The sequence below is a fragment of the Fluviicola sp. genome, from assembly GCF_030151805.1.
Lineage (GTDB): Bacteria > Bacteroidota > Bacteroidia > Flavobacteriales_D > Crocinitomicaceae > Fluviicola.
Genome location: NZ_JASLCN010000264.1, coordinates 1 through 10,472, shown reverse-complemented (window position 1 = coordinate 10,472; position 10,472 = coordinate 1). Strand labels below are relative to the sequence as shown.

At 40.8% G+C, this 10,472-nt stretch carries 13 protein-coding genes and 1 pseudogene; 8 read left to right on the top strand and 6 right to left on the bottom strand.

Translation table 11 applies throughout. The features are described 5' to 3' along the window. Window positions 1-217: 217 nt before the first annotated feature. Entirely contained in the window at window positions 218-1,132 is a 915-nt protein-coding gene (locus tag Q1V93_RS10120; RefSeq protein WP_300664328.1) for a C40 family peptidase, read from the bottom strand. Window positions 1,133-1,317: 185 nt separating this feature from the next. Here Q1V93_RS10120 and Q1V93_RS10115 point away from each other — a divergent pair, with 185 nt between their 5' ends. Both Q1V93_RS10115 and Q1V93_RS10110 read left to right on the top strand, forming a co-directional pair. Next, complete coding sequence (locus Q1V93_RS10115) at window positions 1,318-2,931, top strand: S41 family peptidase (protein ID WP_300664326.1); 1,614 nt, start codon at window positions 1,318-1,320, stop codon at window positions 2,929-2,931. 1 nt (window position 2,932) lies between these two features. Next, complete coding sequence (locus tag Q1V93_RS10110) at window positions 2,933-3,430, top strand: DUF1573 domain-containing protein (RefSeq protein ID WP_300664324.1); 498 nt, start codon at window positions 2,933-2,935, stop codon at window positions 3,428-3,430. A gap of 67 nt (window positions 3,431-3,497) precedes the next feature. Here Q1V93_RS10110 and Q1V93_RS10105 read toward each other — a convergent pair whose 3' ends face one another. Beyond that, entirely contained in the window at window positions 3,498-3,965 is a 468-nt protein-coding gene (locus Q1V93_RS10105) for a hypothetical protein (protein ID WP_300664322.1), read from the bottom strand. A 327-nt stretch (window positions 3,966-4,292) separates the two neighbouring features. Between Q1V93_RS10105 and Q1V93_RS10100 the strand changes: the two genes are divergently transcribed. From Q1V93_RS10100 to Q1V93_RS10075, 6 genes are all read left to right on the top strand, one after another. Continuing rightward, window positions 4,293-4,910 carry an L-threonylcarbamoyladenylate synthase gene (locus Q1V93_RS10100; protein WP_300664320.1) on the top strand — a complete coding sequence of 206 codons (618 nt, stop codon included), beginning with the start codon at window positions 4,293-4,295 and terminating at the stop codon, window positions 4,908-4,910. A 3-nt stretch (window positions 4,911-4,913) separates the two neighbouring features. Then, the gene (locus tag Q1V93_RS10095) at window positions 4,914-5,480 is read left to right on the top strand and encodes a gamma-glutamyl-gamma-aminobutyrate hydrolase family protein (RefSeq protein ID WP_300664318.1); all 567 of its coding nucleotides are present in this window, start codon (window positions 4,914-4,916) and stop codon (window positions 5,478-5,480) included. A gap of 29 nt (window positions 5,481-5,509) precedes the next feature. After that, a complete protein-coding gene (locus tag Q1V93_RS10090) occupies window positions 5,510-6,742 on the top strand; it encodes a nucleoside recognition domain-containing protein (RefSeq protein ID WP_300664316.1) in 1,233 nt (410 codons plus the stop codon). Beyond that, on the top strand, window positions 6,743-7,246 hold the full coding sequence (locus Q1V93_RS10085; RefSeq protein WP_300664314.1) for a hypothetical protein: 504 nt from the start codon (window positions 6,743-6,745) through the stop codon (window positions 7,244-7,246). 2 nt (window positions 7,247-7,248) lie between these two features. Further along, window positions 7,249-7,746 carry a GNAT family N-acetyltransferase gene (locus tag Q1V93_RS10080; RefSeq protein WP_300664312.1) on the top strand — a complete coding sequence of 166 codons (498 nt, stop codon included), beginning with the start codon at window positions 7,249-7,251 and terminating at the stop codon, window positions 7,744-7,746. A 151-nt stretch (window positions 7,747-7,897) separates the two neighbouring features. Continuing rightward, window positions 7,898-8,239: an MliC family protein gene (locus Q1V93_RS10075; protein ID WP_300664310.1), complete on the top strand. Its 342-nt coding sequence runs from the start codon at window positions 7,898-7,900 to the stop codon at window positions 8,237-8,239. Here the strand turns inward: Q1V93_RS10075 and Q1V93_RS10070 are convergent. The 4 genes and pseudogenes from Q1V93_RS10070 to Q1V93_RS10055 all read right to left on the bottom strand — a co-directional run. Beyond that, the gene (locus Q1V93_RS10070) at window positions 8,196-8,735 is read right to left on the bottom strand and encodes a hypothetical protein (RefSeq protein WP_300664308.1); all 540 of its coding nucleotides are present in this window, start codon (window positions 8,733-8,735) and stop codon (window positions 8,196-8,198) included. The genes Q1V93_RS10075 and Q1V93_RS10070 overlap by 44 nt on opposite strands. A gap of 1 nt (window position 8,736) precedes the next feature. Continuing rightward, window positions 8,737-9,276 (bottom strand): Smr/MutS family protein, encoded by a 540-nt coding sequence (locus Q1V93_RS10065; protein WP_300664306.1) that lies wholly within the window; start codon window positions 9,274-9,276, stop codon window positions 8,737-8,739. Further along, window positions 9,266-10,174, bottom strand: a complete 909-nt coding sequence (locus Q1V93_RS10060; RefSeq protein WP_300664304.1) for a site-2 protease family protein — start codon at window positions 10,172-10,174, stop codon at window positions 9,266-9,268. Before Q1V93_RS10060 ends, Q1V93_RS10065 begins: the two co-directional genes overlap by 11 nt. 76 nt (window positions 10,175-10,250) lie before the next feature. Then, window positions 10,251-10,472, bottom strand: a pseudogene (locus tag Q1V93_RS10055) (hypothetical protein); the annotation flags it as partial.

Here is a 10,472-nt window from a genome sequence, read left to right as displayed (position 1 = left end):
TCGTAAACAAGAACAAGCAAAGCTTGTGAAGACTGAAGAAAGCCTGAAAGGCGTATTCTGAAGGATAATGAAGCAAAAAAAGCATTCGCTGTTTGAGTCCGGCGTCTTCTAGCCGGACGAGTTTTGAATGCTTTCGCGCAATGAGGCGTAGTTTACAGGTTTTCGAGTACAGCCTTGACTTTTTTGTTTCTTTTTGTCTCAAGACAAAAAGAAAAGATCAATCTCCTTTCACATACGTCCCGATTGCATAAAGCCGTTTCAGCCAATACTCGGATTCTTCAATATTGGTAATAATCACTCCTTTGCTGGAACTTGCATGAATCATCGTCAAAGGCTCTCCTTTAGCGGAAACAATAATCCCGACATGGGAAATTCCCGAACCATTATTAAAAAACACCAAATCTCCTTTTTGAGCATTTTTCTGTTTCACTTTTACGGAAGAATTGTACTGATCTTCCGCTCTGCGACTCAACGTCACTTTAAATTCCTTCATTACAAAAGAAGTGAATCCGCTGCAGTCGAAACCGTTCGGGTCTACTCCTGCCCATTTGTAAGGAACTCCTATATGTTTCTTCGCATATTTAATGATTTCTTCCCGCTCTTTACTCGTTGCAGCCGTTTCCTTGATTTCAGGCGCATCTACTACCGGAGCCTGGATTTCTCCCGGAACATCCAAATCCGGAATCCGGTCGAATAATCCGAACAAAATCTGTTGGATTTCATCGTATTTATCTCGTTTTCCTTCTGATTTATAAGCCAGGGCTTTCGTCACCAAATCTCTTTTCAATTGAGAAACGTGATTCAAATGCGTATTAAAAACCTTTATTCCGTCCGGTGAAGCCAGAACCATGCTGAATAATTCACGGGCTTCCTGAAGTGCTTTCGGATGAAATTGCGCCCACAAACCCTGATCAGCCAGCTGAAACAAGGCCAGGCTTTTGTAAAACTCCGGTTTGTAGGAATAATCGTAATCCGGTTGGTCCAGCAACCGATTCGCCCGGCGCAAAACCATTTTGTAATGTCCCTGATCATACAAGACTTCCAGCTTATCCAAAGCCTTTACCTGCCCGAAAGATGTAAGTGAAATAAAACTTACGCAAGCCGCCAATAGTATCTTCTTTACCTGCTTCATAACTGATGTGTACGTCTTAAAATTACAAAAAGACCTCCGTTGAATCCCGAATAAAAGACCAACACCGGATTGTTCGTAACTCCGGATTCAAATTATCTTTTTTTAACAGGAATCCGCAACTTCGACTGTATCTGACAAGCTGTTTGAACGTTTTATACTTATATTAGTATTCTCAAGAAAATTATATGAAACACTATAGCGTTTTGCTGGTACTTGGATTAAGTATCCATTCCTTTATATCTTCAGCTCAAAAGGTTCCCACCGAACCGAAGTCTCCTTCAAACGGACAGCGTCTGGATGAAATTTTCATGTACGTAGACAAACTCTATGTAGATCCCGTAAACGATAAAGAACTCATGGATGCCGCAATTGTGGGAATGCTGGAAAAGCTCGATCCGCATACGGTTTACATTCCTAAGGATGAAGTAGATGCTGCAAACGTAGCAATTGACGGAAGCTTTGTCGGAATCGGTGTTCGTTTTCAAATCCTGAAAGACACCTTGATGGTTGTCGAAACAATTGTTGGTGGCCCGTCTGAAAAACTGGGCATTCGCGCAGGAGATAAAATCGTGTCCATTGACGGAATCAATGTTGCCGGAGTTGGTTTGAAAAACAACCAGGTGCGCGAAAAACTGTTGGGTGAAATGGGAACAAAAGTTCGTGTAGATATTCTTAGAAAAGCTCAGAAGAAGCCCATCAATTATGTCATTACGAGAGATAAAGTTCCGGTAAACTCCGTGGATTGTGCTTACATGGTGAGTCCGAAAATCGGTTATCTGAAACTGACCTCTTTTTCCCGCAGTTCATACGAAGAAATCAAAAAAGGACTGGAAAAATTAAAAAGCCAAGGAATGGAAAGTTTGATTCTTGACCTTCAGGGAAATGGTGGTGGTTTACTTTACGCCGCACAACAGATTGCTGATGAATTCTTATCCGATGATAAACTGATCGTTTACTCGGAAGGTCGTGCACAACCGCGTCAGAACCTGAATGCAGGAAAAAAAGGAGCATGGGAACAAGGGAAAATGATTGTTTTGATCGACGATAATTCTGCCTCTGCTTCGGAAATTCTTTCTGGAGCAATCCAGGATTGGGACAGAGGTTTGGTAGTAGGCCGCAGAAGTTATGGAAAAGGATTGGTGCAAAGACCAATCGACCTTTCTGACGGTTCTCAGATGCGTTTAACAATTGCGCGTTACTTCACTCCTTCCGGCCGGTTCATTCAAAGACCGTATGAAAACATCAGTGATTACAAGAATGAATACATGAGACGTTTCATGCACGGTGAGTTTTCGCATATCGATAGTATCAAACTTCCGGATTCATTGAAATTTGAAACGAGAATCACCAAAAGACCGGTTTACGGAGGTGGTGGAATTATGCCGGATTTCTTCGTTCCGATCGACACTTCAGAGATCACGGATTTCTACAGATCAACGATTCAGAATGGTTCTTTCACGGGCTTCCCGCTGACTTATGTAGATAAAAACAGAGACGAACTGCATAAAAAGTATGAAACCGTTGACCAATTCATTGCGAATTTCGTTGTAGACAAAAAACTCATGGACGAATTCTTTGCTTACAATAAAAAGGAAAACAAGGATTTTGAACTAAAAGAAGATCAATACAAAATCAGTAAGAATATTATGGAACTTCGATTGAAAGCAACTATTGCGAATGATCTTTTCGGAATCGAGGCATTCTATAAAGTGTACAACCAAAAGAATGAAATTCTGCAAAAAGCAATTGAATTGCTTCAATCAAACGAATACGACAAACAAAAACTTGCATTAAACTAATATGAAAAAGAGAAGTTTCTTTATTGCCCTTTTAGTTATTGGCGGAACGATGAGTGCTTGTTCGGATAACACCGAAAAAACAGAAAGCGATGGCAACCTGGTAATGGAAGTTGCCGATGATCCGGAAACGATCAAAGCAAACGAACAAGCTTTAAAAGAATTGAAAGAACAGCAAAAAATCGAGGCGGAATCCGTTACATCTATGAAAGTAGACAAGGAAATCCACGATTTTGGCAAAGTAGGCGAAGGAACAGAAAATCACTGTACCTTCGTAGTCACAAACACCGGAACAAAGCCCTTGATTCTTTCGGATGTGAAGGCAAGCTGCGGTTGTACAACTCCTGTGAAGCCTGAAGGACCGATTGCTCCGGGAAAATCTGATAAAATTGAAGTCGGATTCAAACCGAACGGAAAAGGTGCCAGTGAAAAAACGATTACCATTACTGCCAATACAGAACCTCGAATCTCGACACTGAAAATAAAAGCAGACGTGCAATAATTGAAAATTTATAATGGAGAATTGAAAAGGTAAAAGGATTATCCTCTTTTCAATTCTCCATTTTCAATTATAAAAGTCCTTTCAAAGAAGCCGATTTCTTCGCGTAAGCTTCCAAAGCAGTTTTCGTCGCCTCTTTCAATTGACTATATCCTGTAATAATTGTAGTTACATCATCACTGATATTTCCGTTGTATTTCAGTTGTTTCGGAGCATTTTCCTGGATCAGTAATCGTAAGAAACGGTATTCCACATTTCCGTCGTTGGATTTAATTTCGGACTCCAGGGTCTTTTTACCCGCATTGAACAAATCCATTTTCGCTTTCGCCGTTTTCTGAAACTGGGCCGCTTTCATTTGCAAAGCTCCCTTAAAAGCTTTTAACTCGGACGATTCTTTTAGATTCTCCAGCGCATCCAGCTGTTTTTGAACCAACTCTTTCGAATCACTCGCCAAAGCACTGTAAATGGATTTACGGTCCAACTGCGCAGACGCATTCAACCCTAAAAAACAAACCATCACTAAAACCAAAAACCTCATTCCGAATATTTTTTGTGCAAAGATACCTTTTAATTGAACAATCAAACGTTCAAAGAGTTGAAAGGGTTCAAAATGTTTAAACACAAATTAACTATTGAACATTTCAACTTTTGCCTTCTCACCTTTACATTTTCAATTCTTCATTACAAACCTCGTTCCAAACTCAGATCCTCCATTTCTTTCGGATGTTTTACGAAATTTGATTAAATTTAAGTTCTGTATGAAAATGATTTTACATTCTCTTCTGCGGGCATCAGCGATCCTCTGCGGGACAAGAAATAGTAGCATTCATATTGGAGTAAATAGCTAAAACACAAATTTTACAAGATGTTCATCGAAATCAATCCGGATAATATTGACAATCGTTTGGTACAACAAGTTGTTGACGAATTAAAAAAAGGGAGCATCATCATCTTCCCTACCGATGCCGTTTATGCTGTGGGATGCGATGTGATGAATAAGAAAGGACTGGCAGAATTGGCCAAGTGGAAAGATGTGAAGCTGTCAAAAGCAAATTTCTCCATCATTTGCTCCGATCTGAGCCAGGTTTCAGAATATGTCAAGCAATTGGATCGCAATACCTTCCGTTTGCTGAAACATTACCTCCCCGGGCCTTTTACCTTCATCCTGGATGCTACAAACGAAGTTTCCAAATTATTTGATTCCAGTAAAAAAGAGATCGGGATTCGTATTCCGGACAATAAAATTGTAGCTGCTATCGTAGAGAAACTGGGAAATCCGATGGCGGTAACTTCCCTCCACGATTCAGAAGATGAAATCATGGATTATTTCGTCGACCCGGCATCCATTTATGAACGCTACGATGACGAAGTAGCAATCATTATTGACGGCGGACCGGGGAAACTGGATGCTTCAACGATTGTTGACTGCACCAATGGAAATGCTGAAATCATTCGTCAGGGAGTTGGTCAGATTGAATTGTAATGTATGATACTCATTATAGATTGCGGAAGTTCTAAAACGCCTTTGATCGAATCCATTGTTTATGAGTACATGGATACTCAGGTTGTTCCGCTTTTTGATTTTAAACGGGAATCGTATCCCGATGCACTCGGTTTCATTATTTCGGGAGCTCCGATCCTGATTACAGAAGTTGACACAGAACCCTATCTGGAGCAATTTGAATGGATCAAAACCGAAGAAAAACCGATTCTGGGAATTTGTTTTGGACATCAGATGCTGGGCCTGACTTTCGGAGCACTTTCTAACCGGCAGCGGGAAGACCGCGACTGGCAGATCATTGAAGTCATTGCCGATTGCCCGCTTTTTAATAAGCTTCCAACCGAAATCGAACTCATGGAAGATCATTGCGAAGCCATCAGCATTCCGAAAGATTTCATTCATGCAGCCGTTTCCGACGCAACTGTGAACGAAGCCATGATGCACCATTCCAGGCCATTTTACGGGGTTCAGTTTCATCCTGAAGTATCTGGAAATCATGGAGCAATCATTCTTGAAAACTTTGTTCATATTTGCGAAGAGCATAACCCCTAAGTCAGGAATTAAATCGCGATTTTTGACTCATGGTATTGAATAGAGTTTGGATCGGAATGTTTGTGATTGCGATTGTAATGGGATTTTCAAAATTCTTCATCTGGCAAGACACCTGGATTCTGAAGCACATGATGGACGGGCTTTTTGAAACCGCTGAAACAGCCTTCACACTGGCAATCGGAATGACCGGTATTTTATGCTTGTGGATGGGCTTAATGAAAATCGGGGAAGACAGCGGAGCTGTGAATGTCATGTCTAAGCTGGTAAACCCTCTTTTTTCCAAACTGTTTCCCGAAGTTCCAAAAAATCACCCCGCAATGGGAAGTATTATGCTCAACTTTTCCGCAAACATGCTTGGATTGGATAATGCCGCAACCCCAGCAGGATTAAGAGCCATGCAACAGCTTCAGGACATTAACCCGGAAAAAGATAAAGCATCCAATGCTCAGATCATGTTCCTGGTACTCAATGCATCCGGATTAACGATTATTCCGGTATCAATCATCGCAGCAAGAGCAAGTGCCGGATCAAACAACCCGACATCCGTGTTTATCCCGATATTATTGACAACTTATTTTGCAACTCTCGGCGGTCTTTTATTTGTATCCATTCGTCAAAAAATCAACTTGTGGAACAAAACCATTCTGGCTTATATCGGCGGTTTAACTTCATTGATTATACTACTGCTGTGGTATTTGAATGCACACCCGGATCAAGTTAATTTCATTTCGCGGATATTGAGTAACACCATCATGTTTGGTTTCATCACTTTCTTTATCATCATGGCGATTAAAAGCAAAATTGCAGCTTTCGAATCGTTTGTAGAAGGTGCAAAAGGCGGTTTTCAGGTTGCGCTGAATATTTTACCTTTCCTGGTTGCCATGTTGTGCGCCATCAGTTTGTTCAAATCATGCGGAGCCTTAACCGATTTGATGAATAACTTAAAATGGTTCATCATCCAACTGGGAGTTCAATCTACAGAGTTTATTGATGCTTTGCCAGTCATGTTAATGAAACCCTTCTCCGGTTCAGGTGCAAGAGGTTTGATGGTCGACAATATGAAAGCTTTCGGGCCGGATTCCTTTATCAGTAATTTATCTGCAACTTTTCAGGGAAGTACCGAGACTACCTTTTACGTTTTATCCGTATATTTTGGTTCTGTAGGAATCAAAAAAACGCGTTATGCAGCAACGGCAGGATTATTCTGTGATTTGGTTGGTGCTGTAGCCGCTATTTTGATTGCATACTTATTCTTTACATAAATGAATTGGTTTAAACGTGTATTCGGGAAAGAGCCTTTGGAGGAAAAACGCAAAAAGGCAGAGGTAAAGAAAGCAAATATCGAGTTTGCCGAATTCAACTACCCTACCAAGATCATTTTGGCCTGGATCAAAGCGTTGGAAGGACATAAAGAGCTGGAAAAATTCCTGTATGAAAACGGGTACGAAGAAATTTTCTTCCTCAATCAGGCACTTACGTTGAAACAGGAAGCCCGGGATTGGCTCATGAAAAACGGCTATCCGCATTTAATGGCTTTTGTGAACGCTGCGGAAGGAAATGAAAGTGCTCAGCACTGGCTCCAGGTTCACGGATTCGAATTGCTCTATCAAGCCTCAATTGCCATCGACGACGACGAAGCCGGGTTCAAATGGCTGAATCTGAACTCAGATGAATTTGTATTCGGTTTGATCAAAACCATTAAACGCGTGAAAGACCAGATCGAGTTCAACCACAACGACATGTATTCTTTCGGAAAAGACATTTAAAAATGATTACACTGCGCCTGGCAACAACAAAAGACATTTCAATTATTCAGGACATCGCTGAGAAAACCTGGTTTGTTTCTTATCAGGGAATTATTACGCCGGAACAAATCCGGTATATGCTCGACAACATGTACAGCACGTCCAGTATTGAAAAATCCATTCTCGATCCAAATCAGGCATTCTGGCTTGCCGAAAAGGATGACAAGGTATTGGGCTTTTGCGGAATTGAACACGATTACCCGGAAGCGAATTTTACCCGCATTCATAAATTGTATATTCTTCCGGACACCCAGGGAATGGGAATCGGGAAAATCCTGCTCAATCATGTCGGGAAGGAAGCCTTATCACACGGGAATCAGTATTTGCATTTGAACGTCAACAAACACAATAAAGCGGTCGACTTTTATCAGAAAATCGGTTTTTCAGTAGCGAATGAAGAAGTATTGGATATCGGAAACGGCTATGTGATGGATGATTTTATCATGACCAAAACACTTTAAAGGTGCAAAAGTGAACGAATTAAAAGTTCAATCCAGTATTTTCCTGAACCTTTGATTCCGATTTCCATCAGGAATCGAACTTTTTTAGAAATTGAACCTTTTGAACTTTTTCAACTCATTTCTATTTCCTATTTTTATTAAAAACGCCCTTATGAAGTATTTAGCTATTGGATTGATCTCGCTTGGTATTCTTGGTTCTTGTTCAGAAACGGGAGAAAGTACGTTCACAAAAAACCGCAATATGGATTTCAATTGCGACAATAATTTCAAACTGACTTTCAAGGAAAGCACGGTTATTACTGAAAAAGACAGTACAACCACAGTAACGGTTTCGGTAACAAGTCCTTCACTGACCAGTGAATACGACATGAAACAAGCGCGTGCAGCAAGCGGTGTCAAATACGAAACAAAAGACGGCAAGTTTTACTTCTGGGAACACCAGGGAGAATTTACTTTCGGGACGGAAGATTCCGTTTATTGCTTATGTAAATAAGTCCTTTCAGACTCAGGAAACTGAAAAGCGCTGAAACAATAAAGAACAGGTCAAAGCAAAAAGAAAACGGAGGAACCACAACATTGCTTGGTAAGAACGGATTTTGTCTTACGGGTCTTGAAAATTCAAAGATCAGCTCCAGTTGCAAAACAAAGAATAAAAAGAATAATCCGGCTGTAAAAAGTACCAGCATCAGGTAAAAAGCGGTTCCGTTCTTCTGATCATTCGTTCTTTTGAGCCAGCAATAGTATGCAATTACCGGAATAATTGAAATGAAAAAAGAACTGACCATTCCATGCAGCGATTCCGTGCCGAAAAGGTATTTACCTCTTATGATGGCGTAATTCTGAATAAACCAGATGATGTCTGTATAACAAAAAACACTTAACGGAAGTATCACAATAAACAAGATTCCGGAAAGGATGCGTACACGACTTTGATTTTCTTTTTTTCGATCCGGCTGATTGAACGCGCTGTCAATTAATTCAGATTCCATCTTACCAGTTCGGGTGAAATTCGATAGCTGTTGCTCCTTTTCCATATTCCAGGAAATCGGCATCATACACTTCTATCTGATCCTGCAGCGCCAGGTAAGTCCGGATTTCGTTTTTCAGAACACCTTCTCCCACTCCATGAATCACCACCAATTTATGAATCGCTTGATTTTTGGCTTTCTTGAAAGTAGCCCGGAATTCCGCCATCTGTTTCATCAGGATTTCCGTGTTCGACATTCCCTGGGTTGATTCCAGGATTTCTTCGATATGCAGATCAATTTCCCAAATAGTGCGTGGTTTTCGAACTCCCGTTCGTTCTTCAATTATGCGAAAGGTTGTTTCGGGTTCCAGGTCTTCTTTGGAAATGGAAATTTCGTCATCGGCATACTTTTCGGAATGAATAAATACCAACTCATTTACTGGAAACCAACGGTCAAACCCTGAATCATCCGAAACAAGTGCTCTGTTTGGTTCCAGTTTTAAAATAACCCCATCTCCTTTTTCGTATAAAAAAGAAACCTTTTGTCCGATCTTAAATTGCATAGATTTTATTAAAGAATCCCTGATTCCACATCAGGTAAATCGGGCCAAAAATAGCCAAAAACCAGCCAATAAGTACAATAATCTTCATAAAGAGCGTAACATCCTGATCCATTGGCGGAACAAGCATGTTCTTTACTTCGTTCGCTACAACCGTCTTGGTTTCCTCTCCTTCCATATTCTCCACAAAACGACGTAAGCCCGGTGTGTGTTCCAGAACATGATTTTTAACAAAGTGATACGATCTGTCCGAAAGATTATCGTAGGTCGAATTAAAGTTCACTTCGTCTTCTTTCAGGCCTTTATGAATCAAATACCGGCGGTGCAGACTTCTGACCTGAAATCCCATCAGAAAGCCGAAAATCATGATCACGTACCAATCCATAAAATACCCGATTCCGATCAAAGCCAGCGAAGAAATAAATGAAAACACAACCTGGAACAATTCGATTTTCTCAAAAAACAAGATGCTTAGCATTCTTCCTCCGTCCAACGGTAAAATCGGGAGCAAATTCAGAATATTTACAGCAAAAAGCAATAACGCGGTTTCGACCATCCAGGAAACCTGGTAATTCATTCCCAGCATCCACAACCCGACTCCGATAATGATTCCCGGAAATGGGCCGGCCATCACCACCATCAAACTTTCCCGTTGCCTGTAAGCGTCTTTTTGTCCGTGAACGAAAGCTCCCATCAAAGGCACAAACAACATGCGCACGTTTTCGTATTTGTACAATTTCATGAACAAATAATGCCCGCCTTCGTGAATAACCAAAACAGCAATCAATTCCAGAAGGAAAACAAACTGATTGTCAAAAAACAACAAGAAACTAAGAGCGAACAGCATCAATGAAAATACTGTTACAGCAATATGACCTTGCCGGATCGGCTCCTTTTCCAAAAAAGGTTTTGGCGGGTACAGAGAATTTAAGTCGTTGTCCATAATAACACTAATGTACAAAATTCCTTTTTCAGAATCAATTATCAGACCAAGAAATCGGTGATTCTTTTTGCCACACGATCAGCTTCTTATCGTCGCCATAACTGGCAAAGGTTTGCTGGTCAATCAGAACCACTCCGTTTACCGAACGGTTGTGTCCGCCTTCTTTCAATTCAATGCGTTGTTCCACTTTTGAAAAGTCTGAATTCCACACCTTCATTGTTTTATCAAGGGAAGCGGTGACGAATTGATTTCCGAC

Coding starts and splice junctions, on each gene's coding strand:
- Q1V93_RS10105 (WP_300664322.1), bottom strand. CDS start 3,965: ATGAGGTTTTTGGTTTTAGTGATGGTTTGTTTTTTAGGGTTGAATGCG.
- Q1V93_RS10095 (WP_300664318.1), top strand. CDS start 4,914: ATGATACTCATTATAGATTGCGGAAGTTCTAAAACGCCTTTGATCGAA.
- Q1V93_RS10100 (WP_300664320.1), top strand. CDS start 4,293: ATGTTCATCGAAATCAATCCGGATAATATTGACAATCGTTTGGTACAA.
- Q1V93_RS10080 (WP_300664312.1), top strand. CDS start 7,249: ATGATTACACTGCGCCTGGCAACAACAAAAGACATTTCAATTATTCAG.
- Q1V93_RS10085 (WP_300664314.1), top strand. CDS start 6,743: ATGAATTGGTTTAAACGTGTATTCGGGAAAGAGCCTTTGGAGGAAAAA.
- Q1V93_RS10110 (WP_300664324.1), top strand. CDS start 2,933: ATGAAAAAGAGAAGTTTCTTTATTGCCCTTTTAGTTATTGGCGGAACG.
- Q1V93_RS10065 (WP_300664306.1), bottom strand. CDS start 9,276: ATGCAATTTAAGATCGGACAAAAGGTTTCTTTTTTATACGAAAAAGGA.
- Q1V93_RS10090 (WP_300664316.1), top strand. CDS start 5,510: ATGGTATTGAATAGAGTTTGGATCGGAATGTTTGTGATTGCGATTGTA.
- Q1V93_RS10115 (WP_300664326.1), top strand. CDS start 1,318: ATGAAACACTATAGCGTTTTGCTGGTACTTGGATTAAGTATCCATTCC.
- Q1V93_RS10075 (WP_300664310.1), top strand. CDS start 7,898: ATGAAGTATTTAGCTATTGGATTGATCTCGCTTGGTATTCTTGGTTCT.
- Q1V93_RS10120 (WP_300664328.1), bottom strand. CDS start 1,132: ATGAAGCAGGTAAAGAAGATACTATTGGCGGCTTGCGTAAGTTTTATT.
- Q1V93_RS10070 (WP_300664308.1), bottom strand. CDS start 8,735: ATGGAATCTGAATTAATTGACAGCGCGTTCAATCAGCCGGATCGAAAA.